Raw genomic sequence first — 18187 nt, 5'->3', positions numbered from 1 at the left:
GACACAATGCCAACCAACATGAACGTTTTTCCTCACAAGCCAGCATGCGACGAAACGTCGCACAAATGTAGTTTTACTACTACTCGTGTCGTGTAAAAGCATGAAATGCGAAAGCAAATGTAGTAAAACTACACGGCGCCGGAGGACACCCCGGTAATCCAAGAATTCACGACGTCTGCCCATAAGGCCAGTCGCAATCTCAGGCAATCGATTCTGGTTGCCTTTCCGCCCTGGAGCAAGCCATGCAAGACCTCGATCCAATCGAAACCCAGGAATGGCTGGATGCCCTGGAGTCGGTCCTCGACAAAGAAGGCGAAGACCGCGCTCATTACCTGATGACCCGTATGGGCGAGCTGGCCACCCGTAGTGGCTCCCAGCTGCCGTATGCGATCACCACGCCATACCGCAACACCATCCCTGTCACCCACGAAGCACGCATGCCTGGCGACCTGTTCATGGAACGCCGCATTCGCTCGATGGTGCGTTGGAACGCCCTGGCCATGGTCATGCGTACCAACCTGAAAGACTCGGACCTGGGCGGACACATCTCCAGCTTCGCCTCCAGCGCCACCCTGTACGACATCGGCTTCAACTACTTCTTCCAGGCCCCGACCGAAGAACACGGCGGCGACCTGATCTTCTTCCAGGGCCACGCTTCGCCAGGCGTCTACGCCCGTGCGTTCATGGAAGGCCGCATCAACGAAGACCAGATGAACAACTTCCGTCAGGAAGTGGACGGCAACGGCCTGTCTTCGTACCCGCACCCATGGCTGATGCCTGACTTCTGGCAGTTCCCGACCGTTTCGATGGGTCTGGGCCCGATCCAGGCCATCTACCAGGCACGCTTCATGAAGTACCTGGAAGCCCGTGGCTACATCCCGGCCGGCAAGCAGAAGGTCTGGTGCTTCATGGGCGACGGCGAGTGCGACGAGCCGGAATCCCTGGGTGCAATCGCCCTGGCCGGCCGCGAGAAGCTGGACAACCTGATCTTCGTCATCAACTGCAACCTTCAGCGCCTCGACGGCCCGGTTCGCGGCAACGGCAAGATCATCCAGGAACTCGAAGGCGTGTTCCGTGGCGGTGGCTGGAACGTCAACAAGGTCGTCTGGGGCCGTTTCTGGGACCCACTGTTCGCCAAGGACACCAACGGTGCCCTGCAGCGCCGCATGGACGAAGTCATCGACGGCGAGTACCAGAACTACAAAGCCAAAGACGGCGCGTACGTTCGCGAGAACTTCTTCAACACCCCAGAGCTCAAGGCCATGGTCGAAGACCTGTCCGACGAAGAGATCTGGAAGCTCAACCGTGGCGGCCACGACCCGTACAAGGTCTACGCGGCGTACCACCAGGCGGTCAACCACAAGGACCAGCCTACCGTCATCCTGGCCAAGACCATCAAGGGTTACGGTACCGGTGCCGGCGAAGCCAAGAACACCGCGCACAACACCAAGAAGGTCGACGTCGACAGCCTGCGTCACTTCCGTGACCGCTTCGACATCCCGGTCAAGGATGCCGACCTGGAGAACCTGCCGTTCTTCAAGCCGGAAGAAGGTTCTGCCGAAGCCAAGTACCTGGCCGAGCGCCGTGCTGCCCTGGGCGGTTTCGTGCCACAGCGCCGCGCCAAGAGCTTCAGCGTACCGACCCCGCCACTGGAAACGCTGAAAGCGATCCTGGACGGCTCGGGCGACCGCGAAATCTCCACCACCATGGCCTTCGTGCGTATTCTGGCGCAGCTGGTCAAGGACAAGGAAATCGGCCAGCGCATCGTCCCGATCATCCCGGACGAAGCCCGTACCTTCGGTATGGAAGGCATGTTCCGCCAGCTGGGCATCTACTCGTCGGTCGGCCAGCTCTACGAGCCAGTCGATAAAGACCAGGTGATGTTCTACCGCGAAGACAAGAAGGGCCAGATCCTCGAGGAAGGCATCAACGAAGCCGGCGCCATGTCGTCGTTCATCGCTGCCGGTACCTCGTACAGCTGCCACAACCAGCCGATGCTGCCGTTCTACATCTTCTACTCGATGTTCGGCTTCCAGCGTATTGGCGACCTGGCCTGGGCCGCTGGCGACAGCCGCACCCGTGGCTTCCTGATCGGCGGTACCGCCGGCCGTACCACCCTGAACGGTGAAGGCCTGCAGCACGAAGACGGTCACAGCCACATGATGGCGGGCACCATCCCGAACTGCCGCACCTACGATCCGACCTACGGCTACGAGCTGGCGGTGATCATCCAGGACGGCATGAAGAAGATGACCGAAGAGCAACAGGACATCTTCTACTACATCACCGTGATGAACGAATCCTACCAGCAGCCAGCCATGCCGGCCGGTGTCGAGGAAGGCATCATCAAGGGCATGTACCTGCTGGAAGAAGACACCCGCGAAGCCGCGCACCACGTACAGCTGATGGGCTCCGGCACCATCCTGCGCGAAGTCCGCGAAGCAGCGAAGATCCTGCGTGAAGAGTTCAACGTCGGTGCCGACGTGTGGAGCGTCACCAGCTTCAACGAACTGCGTCGCGACGGCCTGGCCGTGGAACGCGCCAACCGCCTGAAGCCTGGCCAGAAGCCACAGCAGACCTACGTCGAGCAGTGCCTGAACGGTCGCAAGGGCCCGGTCATCGCCTCCACCGACTACATGAAGCTGTTCGCCGAGCAGATTCGCCAGTGGGTACCGAGCAAAGAGTTCAAGGTCCTGGGTACCGACGGTTACGGTCGCAGCGACAGCCGCAAGAAGCTGCGTCACTTCTTCGAAGTCGACCGCCACTTCGTGGTGCTGGCTGCCCTGGAAGCCCTGGCTGACCGCGGCGAGATCGAACCAAAGGTTGTTGCAGACGCTATCGTCAAGTTCGGTATCGACCCGGACAAGCGCAACCCACTGGACTGCTGAGGAGTATTTTTAAGTGAGCGAACTCATTCGCGTACCTGACATCGGCAGCGGTGAAGGTGAAATCATCGAGCTGTTCGTCAAGGTCGGTGATCGTATCGAGGCTGACCAGAGCCTGCTGACCCTGGAGTCCGACAAGGCCTCCATGGAGATCCCGGCCCCGAAAGCCGGCGTCATCAAGGAGCTGAAGGTCAAGCTGGGCGACCGCCTGAAAGAAGGCGACGAGCTGCTGGTCCTGGAAGCCGAGGGCGCCGCTGCTGCGGCCCCTGAGGCCCCGGCCGCAGCCCCGGCCCAGGCTGCTGCGCCGGCTCCGGCCGCCGAAGCCGCCCCTGCCCCTGCAGCAGCCCCGGCTGCCGCCAGCGTGCAGGACATCCACGTGCCGGACATCGGCTCGTCGGGCAAGGCCAAGATCATCGAAGTGCTGGTCAAGGTCGGCGACACCGTCGAAGCCGACCAGTCGCTGATTACCCTGGAGTCCGACAAGGCCTCCATGGAAATCCCTTCGCCGGCTGCCGGCGTGGTCGAAGAAGTACTGTGCAAGCTGGAAGACGAAGTCGGCACTGGCGACCTGATCTTCAAGCTGAAAGTCGCGGGCGCTGCCCCGGCTGCTGCTCCGGCACCTGCCGCTGCTGCTGCCCCGGCCAAGGCTGAGGCGGCTCCGGCCGCCGCACCTGCCGCTGCTGCCCCGGCTGCTACCCCTGCACCGGTTGCTACCGCACCGGCTGCCGGCAGCAACGCCAAGGTTCACGCAGGCCCGGCGGTTCGCCAGCTGGCCCGTGAATTCGGCGTCGACCTGGGCGCGGTTGCCGCGACCGGTCCGCACGGCCGCATCCTGAAAGAAGACGTGCAGGTCTACGTCAAGGCGATGATGCAGAAGGCCAAGGAAGCACCGGCAGCCGCTGGTGCAACCGGTGGCGCCGGCATCCCGCCGATCCCTGCCGTGGACTTCAGCAAGTTCGGTGAAGTGGAAGAAGTGGCCCTGACCCGCCTGATGCAGGTCGGTGCTGCCAACCTGCACCGCAGCTGGCTGAACGTGCCGCACGTGACCCAGTTCGACTCCGCCGACATCACCGAGCTGGAAGCCTTCCGCGTTGCGCAGAAGGCCGTGGCCGAGAAGGCTGGCGTGAAGCTGACCGTGCTGCCACTGCTGCTCAAGGCCTGCGCCTTCCTGCTCAAGGAACTGCCGGACTTCAACAGCTCGCTGGCGCCAAGCGGCAAGGCCATCATCCGCAAGAAGTACGTGCACATCGGCTTTGCCGTGGACACCCCGGACGGCCTGCTGGTCCCTGTGATCAAGAACGTCGACCAGAAGAGCCTGCTGCAACTGGCTGCCGAAGCGGCTGCGCTGGCCGAAAAAGCCCGCACCAAGAAGCTGTCGGCCGACGAGATGCAAGGCGCCTGCTTCACCATCTCCAGCCTCGGCCACATTGGCGGCACCGGCTTCACGCCGATCGTCAACGCGCCGGAAGTGGCTATCCTGGGCGTCTCCAAGGCGACCATGCAGCCGGTCTGGGATGGCAAGGCATTCCAGCCGAAGCTGATGCTGCCGCTGTCGCTGTCCTACGATCACCGTGTGATCAACGGCGCTGCCGCCGCGCGCTTCACCAAGCGCCTGGGCGACGTGCTGGGCGATATCCGCACCATGCTGCTGTAAGGCAGCCCACTGCCCCTCCCCGCGAGGGGCAGTACCCTTTTCGAGCTGCCACGCTCGTACCTCAACCCCGTCGATTGGCGGGGCTTTTTTTTGCCTTGAGAAAGCCGGGAGGGCTTTGCCCTCCTATCGCGACACAAGGCCGCTCCTACAAGGTACCGCGATCGCCTGCGATGGGCTGCAAAGCAGCCCCGGAAATATCAGCCAGACTACAGATTCCCACCCACCAGCCGATAACCCGTCCACAGCATCACGCATGGCTGCTTGCCAGCCCCCGGGACATGATGCAACCTTGCCAGACCTGCCGCCCCCAAGGCCGCGTTTCCTCTTCAAGCGAGTCTTCGATGAAAAGCCAACCCGATGCCGCCAGCCGTGTGGCGGCCGAGGTCGTCACGCAGTTACCCGTGCCCTCGCGGCTCGGCATGCTGCGTTTCGAAAGGCTCAACGAAGCCAGCTGGACCATGCTCTACCTCGACCCGGCCTGCGAGCGCCAGTTCGGCCTGCACGCCGGCGACCTGTGCGCCCTGGTAGACGCACCCTATGCCAGCCTAATGGAACCCGAGGCCCGCTACCGGCTGCACGACGAGATCCAGCTGCAACTGGCCCAGCGCGGCTACTACCGCGTGCGCTACACCTTGCACACGCCAACTGCATCGCTACGCCTGCTGGAGGCTGGGGAAGCCTACAAGCAGCACAACCGCCACCTGTTGCGCGGCTACCTGAGCGTGCTCGACGACCAGGCCGAAGATACTGGCGAAGCCGGTGCCAGCGACCTGGAATCGCGCAACAACCGCCTGCAACTGGCCCTGCAACTGAACCAGCGCGCGCAGCAGGAACAACTCGAGCATCTGGACCGGGTACGCGGCCAGCAGGACCTGATCCTTCGCCTGGCCCGCCAACGCTACAGCGCCGGGAACTCGCTGCGGGAAGCCGCCCAGCTGATTACCCAGAGCGCCTGCGAGATCTACAAGGTGGACTGCGCCAGCATCTGGCACCTGGAAGACCAGCGTCTGGAGCCGATAATCGCCTGGTACCGGGACGCGCAAGAGCACCGCCAGCCCGAAGCAATCGATGCCAGCCACTTCCCCGATTATCTCGACGCGCTGCACGCCAGCCGCGCCATCGACGCCCACAATGCCGGCCACGACCCACGCACCCGCGCCCTGGCGCAAAGTATGTACCCGGAAAACAAGGCCATGCTCGATGCCAGCATCCGTGTCGATGGCCAGGTAGTCGGCGTGCTGTGCCTGGAACAGACCGGCCAGACACGGGCCTGGCAGTCGGACGAAATCGCCTTTGCCGGCGAACTGGCCGACCAGTTCGCCCAGGTCATCACCAACCACAACCGGCGCACCGCCGCCAGCGCCCTGCACCTGTTCCAGCGTGCGGTCGAGCAGAGCGCCAACGCTTTCCTGCTGGTCAACCGCGACGGTGTGGTGGAGTACGTCAACCCCAGCTTTACCGCCATCACCCAGTACAGCACCGAGGAAGTGCAAGGCCGCCACCTGGGCGAGCTGCCGGCGCTGGAAAACCTGAGCGAGCTGCTGTTCGACTCGCCGTCGAGCCTGGCCATGGGCAACAGCTGGCAGGGCGAGTTCAAGAGCCGGCGCAAGAACCTCGAGCCCTACTGGGGCCAGCTGTCGATTTCCAAGGTATACGGCGACAACCGTGAGCTGACCCACTACATCGGCATCTACGAAGACGTCACCCAGACCAAGCTGGCCCAGCAGCGCATCGAGCGCCTGGCCTACACCGACAACCTGACCAACCTGGGCAACCGCCCGGCGTTCATCCGCAGCCTGGACGAGCGCTTTGCCCGCGATGGCGAGTACTCGATGTGCCTGCTGCTGGTGGACATCGACAACTTCAAGCGCATCAACGACAGCCTCGGCCACCAGACCGGCGACAAGCTGCTGATCAGCCTGGCCCGGCGCCTGCGCAACAGCCTGCACACCGGCGGTATCCTGGCGCGCTTTGCCAGTAACGAGTTCGCCGTACTGCTCGACGACACCAGCCTGGAAGATGGCCAGGGCGTCGCCCAGCAACTGCTGCGCACCCTCGACAAGCCGATGTTCGTCGACAACCAGCTGATCAACGTCACCGCCTCGGTGGGCCTGGCCTGCGCGCCACTGCATGGCGCCGACCCGGCCAGCCTGATGAAGAACGCCGGCCTGGCGCTGCACAAGGCCAAGGCCAACGGCAAGCACCAGGTGCAGGTGTTTACCGAAGTGCTCAATGCCGAAGCCAGCTACAAGCTGTTCGTGGAGAACAACCTGCGTCGCGCCCTGACCCAGAACGAGCTGGAGGTGTTCTACCAGCCCAAGCTGTGCCTGCGCAGCGGCCGCCTGCTGGGGCTGGAAGCACTGCTGCGCTGGAACCACCCCGAACGCGGCATGATCCGCCCGGACCAGTTCATCAGCGTGGCGGAAGAAACCGGCCTGATCATCCCCATCGGCAAATGGGTGGTGCGCCAGTCCTGCCGCATGAGCCAGCAACTGCGCGAGGCCGGCATGGGCAACCTGCATGTGGCCATCAACCTGTCGCCCAAGCAGTTCTCCGACCCGGACCTGGTGGCGTCGATCAGCACCATCCTCGAGGAAGAAGCCCTGCCCCCGCACCTGCTGGAGCTGGAGCTGACCGAAGGCCTGCTGCTGGAGGCCACCGAAGACACCCACCGCCAGCTGGATGAGCTGAAGGCACTGGGCCTGACCCTGGCCATGGACGATTTCGGCACCGGTTACTCGTCGCTGAGCTACCTGAAAAAGTTTCCGATCGACATCCTCAAGATCGACCGCAGCTTCATCAACGAGATCCCGGACAACCAGGACGACATGGAAATCACCTCGGCGGTGGTGGCCATGGCTCACAACCTCAAGCTGAAGGTGGTGGCCGAGGGTATCGAGACGCCGGAGCAGCTGGCGTTCCTGCGCCGGCACCGCTGCGACGTGGGCCAGGGCTACCTGTTCGACCGGCCGATTCCGGGGCGCGAGCTGGCTGAACGGCTGAAGCGCTATCCGCGTGGCCCGGTGGCCTGACAGCCGCGCAAACCTCGGGCACTATAGAGCCCATACGGGCCCCTTCGCGGGCACGCCCGCTCCCACAGGTACATCACAATATTCGAAATCTGTGCAGGACCTGTAGGAGCGGGTTTACCCGCGAATGCCCCAGCCCCCATCTCAAAGATCTACAGAGGAACGGCCATGGTCCTGCGTTCGGAAATCCTGGTGAACAAAAACGTCATGCCAACCGCGGAACAGGCCCTGCCTGGCCGCGAAACGCCAATGAGCCTGCCCGAGTTCCACTACGTGTTCAAAGACACGCCGCTGCTCGGCCCTTTCTTCGAAGGCGCCATCGACTTCGCCATCTTCGGCCTGGGTTGCTTCTGGGGCGCCGAGCGTCGCTTCTGGCAGCGTGAAGGCGTGGTCAGCACAGTGGTCGGCTACGCCGGCGGCTTCACTCCCCACCCCACCTACGAAGAAGTGTGCTCGGGCCTGACCGGCCACACCGAAGTGGTGCTGGTGGTGTTCGACAAGGACAAGGTCAGCTACCGCGAGCTGCTGGCGATGTTCTGGGAGCTGCACAACCCGACCCAGGGCATGCGCCAGGGCAACGACATCGGCACCCAGTACCGCTCGGCCATCTACTGCACCAGCCCTGAACAGCTGGAACAGGCCAAGGCCAGCCGCGACGCCTTCCAGGCCGAACTGAACAAGGCCGGCTTCGGCGAGATCACCACCGAAATCGACCAGGCACCGACCGTGTACTTCGCCGAGGCCTACCACCAGCAGTACCTGGCCAAGAACCCGGACGGCTACTGCGGTATCGGCGGTACCGGCGTGTGCCTGCCACCGAGCCTGCAGGGTAACTGAAGCATGAGCACGATGACTCTGTTCCACTCGCCGTTGTCGCCTTTCGTGCGCAAGGTCATGGTGGTGTTGCACGAGACTGGCCAGCTTGAGCGCGTGCAGCTGCAGCCGGTGAACATCAGCCCGGTCAGCGGTGACCCACAGCTCAACCAGGACAACCCGATCGGCAAGATCCCGGCCCTGCGCCTGGAAGACGGCACCGTGCTGCATGACAGCCGGGTGATCTGCGAGTACCTCGACCTGCAGCACGTCGGCCTGCCGCTGCTGCCGCGCGAAGGCTTGGCGCGCTGGCGGCGCATGACGCTGGTGTCACAGGCCGATGCCATCATGGATGCGGCGGTGTCGAGCCGCTATGAGAGCTTCCTGCGCCCTGAAGACAAGCGCTGGGATGGTTGGCTGCAGGCACAGGGCGACAAGATCCGCCGTAGCCTGGCCAATCTGGAGCAGGAGCATTTGCCCGAGTTGATGTCCGGGTTCGACCTGGCAGCGATCGGCGTGGCCTGTGCGCTGGGGTATCTGGATTTGCGCCAGCCCGAGTTTGGCTGGCGTGAACACCAGCCTGGATTGGCGGCGTGGTATGCCGAGGTGGCCAAGCGGCCGTCGATGGTCGCGACCTCTCCGGTGGCCTGAAGGGCCTCTTCGCGGGCACGCCCGCTCCCACAGGATCCTCACAGTATTTCGAGCTGTGCAGTACCTGTGGGAGCGGGCGTGCCCGCGAAGGCCTCACCTCGATATCAAAGGAAACAGCTGCCCGATCCTGAGGGCCAACCACCGCCCGATCTCTCTGTCCTCCCTCATGCCGCCCTCCCCACCCGGGCCCAATCCAGCCGCCGGGTCAGCACCATGAATACCCCCAGCAGGCCGAAGCACAGCAACGAGCCCATCAACAGCGCATAGTCCTCGGCACTCAGCAGCCCGTAGAGCAGCGCATACAACGCCGCCAACCCCACCGCAAAGCCCACTCCACGCCCCAGGCTGCGCAACACATGGCTCAGGTAGAAGCCGATCAGCAGCACACATGCCGAAGCTGACAGCCCATACGCCAAACCAAAGCCGATGTGCTCGGACAACGACAGCAACAGCAGGTAGAAGAACGCCAGCGCCACCCCCACCAGGATGTACTGCACCGGGTGCACGCTGAGGTTCTTCAGCACTTCGAACAGGAAGAAGCCGGCGAAGGTCAGGGCGATGAACAGCAAGGCGTACTTGATTGCCCGCTCGCTCTTCAGGTACTGGTCCACCGGGTCGACGAAGCTGACACCGAAGCTGCGCTCGCTGAAGTCCGCACACTGCCCGGCGGTGGCGCACTGGCGCAGGGCGTCTTCGAGGTTGGTGGCAAAGAACGAGGTCTGCCAGTGGGCAGTGAAGCCCTGGGCGTCGATGTCGCGACGACTGGGCAGGTAGTTGCCGACGAAGCTCGGGTGCGGCCAGTTGGCGCGCAGGTCCACGGCACTGGTGCGGCCCACCGGCACTACGTGCAACTGGCCGGTGCCTTGCAGTGCGAGATCGAAACCGTAGCTGAATTCACGCGCCTGCAAGCCGTCCAGCCCCGGCAGGCTGGCGTGCACGCCGCCGCGCATCCAGTCGAGCCGGGTACCGGCTTCGAACGGCACTTTCTGCTCGCCCATGCTCAGCTCAAGGCCGTTCTCGATGCCGCGGATATCGCTGATGCCCACCACCAGGAACGGCTTGTCGAAGCGGTAGTCGTCGAAGTCCTTGTCGATGCCCCAGCGTTCCGGGAGCTTGAAGCGGCCACTGATACGGCCCTTGGCGTGGAACAGCCGGGCCTGGTAGATGCCACGGGCGCGCAGTTCGGTGTCCACGCCCAGGTCGGCGTCGAAGGTTTCCGGCAGGAAGTACAGGTGGCCGGCAATGGTGCTGGTTTCCTGGGTGCGCTCGCCGTCCTTTTCGATCCAGCGGCGCTGGTACTTGCGGTAGGGCACCACCAGCAGCGGGCCGCTGAGTTGCTGGTCGAAGCTGGCGCTCTGGGCGATATCGCGCAGCACATTGTCGCGCAGTGCCTGGCGTTCACCGATCAGGCCGCTGATCAGCAGTAGCGGGACGAGCAGCAGCAACATCAATACGGCGATCATACCGAGTTTGAAACCGAGGGTCTTGTTCATGGGGCCTCCTGTGGCAGTGGGCGCAGTGTCTGCGCCTTGCGTGGAGGCCATAGGGAGGCTGTGTGGAGATTGTGTGTTTTTGGGGCCGCTTTGCGGCCCATCGCGACACAAGGCCGCTCCTACAGGAGGGCGCGCGCTCTTGTAGGAGCGGCCTTGTGTCGCGATGGGCTGCGCAGCAGCCCCGGCAATGTCAGCTGATACGCCGCACCGGCAGCCACAACCTCACCCGCACCCCTCCATCGACGTTATCCACAGCCAACGCCCCGCCATGCAGCTGCATCACCTCGGCCACAAAATTCAGCCCCAACCCGGTGCTCTTGCGCCCACTCCCCGGCCGCGGCAGCGAGTAGAATCGCTCGCTCACCCGCCCAATGGCGTAGGCCGGTATCGCCTGCCCCTGGTTGAACACACTCAGCGCCACCCGCTCGCCATCGCGCTCCAGGTCGAACAACAGCGCGCCTCCCTCCGGGGTGAAGTCCAACGCGTTGTCGAGCAGGTTGGCCAGCGCCTGGCGCATCAGGAACGGGTCACACAACAAGCGCAAGCCAGCCGGCACCCGCTGGCGCACCTGCAAATCGGCACCTTCGATACGCACCGCATGGGCCAACAGCAACTCGTCCACCAACGCCGCCAGCGCCACCTGCTGCTCATCCTCCAGCGCCTGCATCTGCTCGACCCGGGCCAGGTTGAGCAGGCGTTCGATCATCTGCTGCAAACGCTCGCTCTCGCGCTCGATGTTGCCGGCAAAGCGCGCCCGCTGGTCAGCCGGCATATCATCGCCCTGCAACAGCTCGGACGCACCACGAATGGCCGCCAGCGGGCTTTTCAGCTCGTGTGTCAGGGTATGCACATACCGCTCGACATAGGCCTTGCCCTCCAGTTGCGTGCGCATGCGCTCGACCGCCTGGGCCAGGTGCGCCAGTTCGCCACCCTTGTAGTGCGGCAGGGCGGCGCGCTCGCCCTCGCTGACCGCCTGGGCGTAGCGGGCCAGCCGGCGCAGCGAGCGCGCCAGCCACCACGACAACGCGGCACCGATCAGCAGGCCCAGGCCGATCAGCCCCAGGCCCAGGGTCAGCAAGCGCCGTTCGGAGCGGTCGATGTAAGGTTGCAGCGAGCTGTTGGGCTTGGCCACGGTGACCACGCCGATGATCTTGCCATCGTCGATGATCGGTGCACCCACGTGCATCACCGAGGTGCTTTCATCGTCGGGGTCGCTGCGGGTGGAGCGGGCGCCGTACTGGCCACGCAAGGTCAGGTACACGTCATTCCACTTCGAGTAGTCCTTGCCCAGATCCTCGCCGCTGGAGTCCAGCAGCACGGTGCCCTTGGCATCGGTGACATAGATGCGGTGGCTGACCTGATTCTTGGCCAGGCCCCAGATCTGCGCACCCGGGCTGCGCGAGCCATAGGCCTTTAGCACCTCGGGCAAGCGGCTCTGGTTCAGGGTGCCGGCCTTGACGTCATCGTGCAGGATCTCGGCCAGCAGGTTGGCGGTGTCTACCAGCGTTTCTTCAGAGGACTGGCGCACCACCGGACGGATCTGTTCGCGCACCGTGTTGAGCAGAAAGTAGCCCGCCAGTCCGACGAACAGGAAGTACACCAGGAAGATCCGGATGCCCAGGCGCATCAGGCATGGTCCGGGCTGTAGCTGTAGCCGAGGCCACGGTGGGTCTGGATCGGTTCGGCATCGCTGGCCACCTGGCGCAGCTTGGCGCGCAGGCTCTTGATATGGCTGTCGATGTTGCGCTCGTAGCCCACGTCAGAGGCCACGCCCACGGCGTCCAGCAGCTGTTCGCGGCTGAATACCCGGTGCGGTTGCTCGAGCAGGCATTGCAGCAGGCGGAATTCGTGGAGGGTAAGGGGGAGTGGCTGGCCGCGGTAGGTAATCTGCATGCGCAAGGTGTCGAGCTGGAACAGCGTGGCCTCGACAGCGGGCTCGACCCTGGGGCCCATGCGCTTGAGGATCGCCCGTACCCGCGCCGCCACTTCACGCGGGCTGAAGGGTTTGACCACATAATCGTCTGCGCCGATTTCCAGGCCCACCACCCGGTCGATTTCGCCATCGCGGGCGCTGAGGAACATTACCGGTACTTCGCTGAAGCGGCGCAGCTGGCGGCAGGTTTCGAAGCCACTGATATCGGGCAAGCCGATGTCGAGGATGACCAAGTCGGCCGGGCGCTGGCGCTGCTGGTCGAGGGCGGCGCCGCCCAGGGTTACCCATTCGGTGCTATGGCCGTCGGCCTGCAGGGCGTAGACCAGGGTATCGGCGATGGCGGCTTCGTCTTCGACGATGAGGATGTGGGGCATGGCGTCCGGGCCTGTGCAGATATCTATGGCGACGCACTATTGTGTAGGAGCGGCCTTGTGTCGCGAAAGGGCCGCAGAGCGGCCCCGGCGATTTCTGCATCAGCGCTGAGATCGTGGGGCCGCTATGCGCCCCATCGCAGGCAAGCCAGCTCCCACAGGTACCGCGCAGCCCACAAGGACACGCGCCATCCCTGTGGGAGCGGGCGTGCCCGCGAAGAGGCCGAGGCTTGCGATCAGCAGTCAGGCTTGCCAGCGGTGAACTTCTTGGCCGGGTTGACCGCCGCCTTGAACTCGCGCAAAGCCTTGGAGCCCACCAGCAACGGGTAGTTGAAGCTGCTGCGGTCCACCAGGTTGACCTCGACGGTGCGTTTCACGTCCCCCAGGCACAGCTCCAGGTCGACCACCGGGCGCTTGGAGATTTCCGGCGCATCGCCTTCCTCCTCTTCATCGGCACGGCCCTTGATCTTGCTGATGCGCGAGACCTTGTGCTCGTACACCTTGCCGTCCGAGTCCTTGGTAGCCAGGCGGAAGCGCACCCACTCGTCGCCATCACGGGTGAACAGCTCGATGTCCTTGGCCGACAGCGACGCGGTGAAGGCACCGGTATCCATCTTGGCTTTCAGGGTTTCGCCCAGTTCGGGCAGGGCTATGTTCTCGTAACGGCCATAGATTGTGGGCTCGGCGGCCATGACCGGCAGCGCCAACAACGACAGCAGGGCAAGCAGAGGTTTCACAGGCAAGCTTCCTTGAGGAGGGTCAGTGCTTAGACTGCACTGGCAGGATAGGTTCGCTGTCACAAGCCTAACCAACATAATGTGAAACATTTGTCCTCGCCGCAGGGCACTGGAAATTTGGCGTAGGCCACTGCCCTGCTTATCATTGCCAACCGTTTATCTCCCACAACAAGAGTCTCTTTATGCGTCGCCTGCTGACCGGCACCCTCACTACCACCCTGCTGCTGCTCAACACCCTGGTGTTGATCTGCCCGCTGCTGGTCTTCGCCCTGCTCAAACTGGTGCTGCCGGGGCGTGGGCGTGACTATGCCTCATGGGCGGTGATGTGGGTGGCCGAGACCTGGTCGGAGATCGACAAGGCCATCTTTGCCCTGTGCATTCCTACCCAGTGGGATATCCGTGGCGTCGAGAACCTGCGCAAGGACACTTCGTACCTGGCCGTCAGCAACCACCAGACCTGGGTCGATATTCCGGCGCTGATCGAGAGCCTCAACCGCCGTACACCGTTCTTCAAGTTCTTCCTGAAGAAGGAGCTGATCTGGGTACCACTGCTGGGCCTGGCCTGGTGGGGGCTGGATTACCCGTTCATGAAGCGCTACAGCAAGGCCTTCCTGGAGAAGCACCCCGAGCTGAAAGGCAAGGACCTGGAAATCACCAAGGCTGCTTGTGAACTGTTCAAGCGCCAGCCGGTGACCGTGGTGAACTACCTGGAAGGCACACGCTTCACCGAAGCCAAGCGTCAGCAGCAGCAATCGCCGTATCGCTACCTGCTCAAGCCCAAGGCTGGTGGCGTGGCGTTCGTGCTGGCGGCATTGGGCGAGCAGCTGGATGCCTTGCTGGACGTGACCATCGTCTACCCCGGCAACAAGGCGCCGGGTTTCTGGGATTTGCTCAATGGCAGCATCAGCCGGGTGATTATCGACATTCGTGTGCGTGAACTGGACCCAATGCTGTGGGCGGGAGATTACGAGAATGATGCTGAGTTCAGGCAGACCGTGCAGGCCTGGGTGAACCAGTTGTGGGTGGAGAAGGACTTGAGGATCGAGCAGCTGCGGGTGGAGATGGGCTGAGATTTCCATTGCCTGACCAGGCCTCTTCGCGGGTGAACCCGCTCCCACAGGTAATGCGCAGAACTCAAGACCTGTGAGCCCCCTGTGGGAGCGGGTTTACCCGCGAAGAGGCCGGAACAGGCATTACAAGAATCCGATTAAAAACCTGGCTAATAATCAGCATTAGGATTACTTCTTTGTCACGCCCCACCTAAGTGGATAAAAATCGACCAAAGCACAACTACAAAAATGCTCTGGATCGAACGATGGCCAACCCACCCAGCTCTACCCCCGTCCAGCTCCGCCGTGTCCTCGGCCTGCCCGCCCTGGTGTTCTTCGGCCTGGTGTACATGGTCCCGCTGACCATCTTTACCACTTACGGCATCGTCACCGAACTTACTGGTGGCCGCACGGCCGGCGCCTATATCGTCACCTTGGTGGCCATGCTGTTCACCGCCACCTCCTACAGCTTCATGGTCAAACGCTTCCCGGTCGCGGGCTCGGCGTACTCCTACACCAACATGGCCTTCGGCCCGAACGTTGGCTTCCTGGCCGGCTGGTCGCTGCTGCTCGACTACCTGTTCCTGCCGATGATCAACTACCTACTGATCGGCCTGTTCCTGAACATCGCCTTTCCGGCCATCCCCGCGTGGTCTATCGCGCTGGCCTCGATTGCCCTGGTCACGCTGCTCAACGTGGTCGGCATTCACTCTGTGGCCAAGACCAGCAACCTGATCGTCGGGGCGCAGATCGTCTTCATCGTGGTGTTCGTCGCCCTGTCCTGCCAGTCCCTGGCCGGCCAGCCGCTCGAGCTGTTGTCGCCACTGCTGGGCAACGGTTCGCAGCCGGGCTTCGGCGCGCTGATGGCTGGTGCGGCGGTGCTGTGCCTGTCGTTCCTCGGCTTTGACGCTGTCTCGACCTTGGCCGAAGAATGCCGCGATGCCCGCCGCGATGTGCCACGGGCAATCATCCTCACCACCCTGTTCGCCGGCGTGCTGTTCACCGTGCTGGCCTATGTCAGCCAACTGGTACTGCCGGGCACCACTTTTGCCAATGCCGATGCGGCGGCCAATGAGGTGATGTTCAAGGCGGGCGGGCAGTTCCTGGCCAACTTCTTCACTGCGGCCTATGTGGCCGGCAGCCTGGGCTCGGCGCTGGCCTCGCAGGCGGCTGTGTCGCGCATTCTGTTCACCATGGGCCGTGACAAGGTGCTGCCGCAGCGAACGTTCGGCTACCTGTCACCGCGCTTCGGCACGCCGGTGTTCGCCATTCTGCTGGTTTCGGCGTTCTCGTTGCTGGCGTTGGTGATCGACCTGGCGACCCTTGCATCGCTGATCAGCTTTGGTGCGCTGGTGGCGTTTTCGGCGGTGAACCTGGCGGTGGTGAAGACCCACCTGGTGGACGATGCCTCGCAGCGCAGCCTCAAAGGGCTGCTGAGCTATGGCCTGGTGCCGCTGGTGGGGTTGGGGCTGACACTGTGGCTGTGGACCAGCCTGTCGGCGCTTACCTTGGTGATTGGCCTGTGCTGGTTTGCGCTGGGTCTTGCGTATCTGGCAGTACTGACCGCCGGCTTCCGCCGCCCGGTGCGGCTGGTGGATTTCACAGAAGCGACCTGACTCGCCTTTGCGGGATACACCAATCTCATGGCCTGCGCTGGCCTTTGTAGGAGCGGCCTTGTGTCGCGAAAGGGCTGCAGAGCAGCCCCGGCTATATCTGCATCGACGCTGAAATAGTGGGGCCGCTTTGCGGCCCTCTCGCGACACAAGGCCGCTCCTACAGGTACGGCGTCAGCCTTCAACGCTGTGATACTGGCGAAATCCTCAGACCGAAGGCCCGGTCAACGGAGCAGGAGTGGTCCACAAACTCCCCAGATTCTGCAACAGCGACCCGGCAATCCCCTGCTGCCCCAGGTACTGCAGCAGCAACGGCGCAAACTGCCCGATCATCCCGGTGTCCATCCCCAGCGCCTTGAACGCATTGTCCAGGTCGCTGCGGTTTTCCACATTGTTGCCCAGCGCATTGCTCAAGGCCGACTGGCTCTCGCTGTTCTTGCCCAGCAACTCACCCAGGCCACTCAAGCCACCCAGTACATTGGCCCCGGCAAGCAGGTCAAGCCCCGGCACGGCCTTGGTCAATTGGCCGTAGTCGTCGCTGCTCAGGTTGTTGCGCGCCAGCCCCAGCATGGCCCCTGCACCGCCCACGGCTTGCTCCGGGGTGATATTCAATTGGCTGCCCAAGGTGTTGAGCAGGTTGGCCTGCGCCTCGGGCGCCTGCACCTGGCCTTGCTGGCTCTGATTCTGGTTCTGCATGGCCGACACGGCGTTGGCGGCGTCGCTGAGGTTGAAGGCGAACACAGGGCTTGCGGCCAGGGTCATCAGGGTTGCCAGGGTGAATGCTTTCATCGGGAGGGACCTCGTCGGCCGGGATGGCCTGGGAAACGAGGTTTGGACTGATGATTTGGGCGATTGTTCCAAGCGGCTTGTCGGGAGGCCAATCCTAAGCCGTAGCGGACGCCTGTTATTTTTGCCAGTAGCGGTGTCAAAAGAGTCATCCGATACTCATGCATGACCTTGAACTCCATAGCCGAGGGTTACCATGAGTACTAAAAATTTAGACCAACAATTTTTTTATATGGATGGGCGTCCCCACAACCTGAAAACACCAACGGGAAGTCGCACATTACTTCGTAATCACCAGAACATACTGGCCGAATGGGAAAGCGACATTGAAAGCCCTGCAAAGCTTTATTTGACTGATGAGTCAGCAAGCGTCTTGAAGAGGTCAGGCTGCACAGAACGACCTGTTGCCTACACTCCGTACGGAAATATTTCAAATGCCCCCGAAACAGGAACCTTTCCGGGATACAACGGAGAACTCCTACTTATTGAGCTAGGGCTGTACCTGCTCGGAATTGGTCACAATCGCCCCCTTAGCGTCCGCCACCTGAGATTCATCTGCCCTGACACTCTAAGCCCGTTCAATCTAGGCGGAATCAATGCTTACAGCTACTGCGGGAATGACCCGATAAATAACATTGATCCTTCAGGCCATATAAAAATCTGGAAAACTTTTAGAAACATTTTTTTTGGCCGAAAAAAATCTCTCACTCGACAAGTCAATACTTATAATACCGAGCTCGAAGCCCGATCCAAGGCAATCATAAACTTTGAAATCCCTAGCCCCCGAAGAAAATTAAGTGATCTAGAAAAGTCAAAACAGGAGATGTTAACCAACCAAAATAACCTCCCCAAAGTACACAGCCTAAGCAACGAAGCCAAAAAATTTAGACACAAACACTATATTCTCAAAGATAAAAATCTTGCAGAACACTATCGCATACTAAATGAACAGACAAAGCAAGCAAAAGATACAATTAAAGCCGCATTCAATGATATCGACAAAGAAATCGACGACATACACCGGGCGGAAAAAAAGAAATGGCTAAAAGATAGGAAAAAAAATCCGCATTATAAAGAGTCGCCTATTGAACGAGTGCAGACAGCCGCACGCGATATAAGAGAACCCAAAGGCCACTTTCAGTGGGAGATGTGATGGATGATGCCTAAGAGATT

13 protein-coding genes are annotated in these 18187 nt (G+C 62.2%); 8 read left to right on the top strand and 5 right to left on the bottom strand.

From position 1 onward, the window contains the following. Positions 1-242: 242 nt before the first annotated feature. From aceE to ABNP31_RS01670, 5 genes are all read left to right on the top strand, one after another. Positions 243-2888, top strand: coding sequence for a pyruvate dehydrogenase (acetyl-transferring), homodimeric type (gene aceE, locus ABNP31_RS01690; protein WP_085618446.1), 2646 nt, complete (start codon positions 243-245; stop codon positions 2886-2888). 13 nt (positions 2889-2901) lie between these two features. Beyond that, positions 2902-4539, top strand: coding sequence for a dihydrolipoyllysine-residue acetyltransferase (gene aceF, locus ABNP31_RS01685; RefSeq protein WP_085664113.1), 1638 nt, complete (start codon positions 2902-2904; stop codon positions 4537-4539). A 341-nt stretch (positions 4540-4880) separates the two neighbouring features. After that, a complete protein-coding gene (locus ABNP31_RS01680) occupies positions 4881-7571 on the top strand; it encodes a putative bifunctional diguanylate cyclase/phosphodiesterase (protein ID WP_085664114.1) in 2691 nt (896 codons plus the stop codon). 165 nt (positions 7572-7736) lie between these two features. Next, positions 7737-8405 carry a peptide-methionine (S)-S-oxide reductase MsrA gene (gene msrA / locus ABNP31_RS01675; protein ID WP_085664115.1) on the top strand — a complete coding sequence of 223 codons (669 nt, stop codon included), beginning with the start codon at positions 7737-7739 and terminating at the stop codon, positions 8403-8405. A gap of 3 nt (positions 8406-8408) precedes the next feature. Continuing rightward, entirely contained in the window at positions 8409-9032 is a 624-nt protein-coding gene (locus ABNP31_RS01670; RefSeq protein WP_085664116.1) for a glutathione S-transferase, read from the top strand. A gap of 164 nt (positions 9033-9196) precedes the next feature. Here the strand turns inward: ABNP31_RS01670 and creD are convergent, their stop codons facing one another. The 4 genes from creD to ABNP31_RS01650 form a co-directional block, all read right to left on the bottom strand. Beyond that, on the bottom strand, positions 9197-10525 hold the full coding sequence (gene creD, locus ABNP31_RS01665) for a cell envelope integrity protein CreD (protein WP_350012929.1): 1329 nt from the start codon (positions 10523-10525) through the stop codon (positions 9197-9199). Between the two features lie 190 nt (positions 10526-10715). After that, positions 10716-12152: a two-component system sensor histidine kinase CreC gene (gene creC / locus ABNP31_RS01660; protein WP_350012928.1), complete on the bottom strand. Its 1437-nt coding sequence runs from the start codon at positions 12150-12152 to the stop codon at positions 10716-10718. Then, positions 12152-12832, bottom strand: a complete 681-nt coding sequence (creB, locus tag ABNP31_RS01655) for a two-component system response regulator CreB (RefSeq protein WP_085664119.1) — start codon at positions 12830-12832, stop codon at positions 12152-12154. The genes creC and creB overlap by 1 nt, the downstream gene beginning before the upstream one ends. Positions 12833-13065: 233 nt before the next feature. After that, the gene (locus ABNP31_RS01650; protein WP_003257529.1) at positions 13066-13566 is read right to left on the bottom strand and encodes an ATP-dependent zinc protease family protein; all 501 of its coding nucleotides are present in this window, start codon (positions 13564-13566) and stop codon (positions 13066-13068) included. A gap of 182 nt (positions 13567-13748) precedes the next feature. Between ABNP31_RS01650 and ABNP31_RS01645 the strand changes: the two genes are divergently transcribed. Both ABNP31_RS01645 and ABNP31_RS01640 read left to right on the top strand, forming a co-directional pair. Continuing rightward, positions 13749-14636, top strand: a complete 888-nt coding sequence (locus tag ABNP31_RS01645; protein ID WP_350012927.1) for an acyltransferase — start codon at positions 13749-13751, stop codon at positions 14634-14636. A gap of 245 nt (positions 14637-14881) precedes the next feature. Next, entirely contained in the window at positions 14882-16231 is a 1350-nt protein-coding gene (locus ABNP31_RS01640) for an APC family permease (protein WP_085664121.1), read from the top strand. A 204-nt stretch (positions 16232-16435) separates the two neighbouring features. On the opposite strand, the gene ABNP31_RS01635 is transcribed toward ABNP31_RS01640, so the two are convergent. Then, positions 16436-17017: a DUF2780 domain-containing protein gene (locus ABNP31_RS01635; protein ID WP_085664122.1), complete on the bottom strand. Its 582-nt coding sequence runs from the start codon at positions 17015-17017 to the stop codon at positions 16436-16438. Between the two features lie 193 nt (positions 17018-17210). Between ABNP31_RS01635 and ABNP31_RS01630 the strand changes: the two genes are divergently transcribed. Then, on the top strand, positions 17211-18167 hold the full coding sequence (locus ABNP31_RS01630; protein WP_238067167.1) for an RHS repeat-associated core domain-containing protein: 957 nt from the start codon (positions 17211-17213) through the stop codon (positions 18165-18167). Positions 18168-18187: the final 20 nt, after the last annotated feature.

Origin of the sequence: Pseudomonas asiatica (assembly GCF_040214835.1) — a bacterium.
Classification (GTDB): domain Bacteria; phylum Pseudomonadota; class Gammaproteobacteria; order Pseudomonadales; family Pseudomonadaceae; genus Aquipseudomonas; species Aquipseudomonas putida_Z.
The sequence above is the reverse complement of the archived record's forward strand: the minus strand, read 5'-3'. Positions and strand labels throughout refer to the sequence as shown.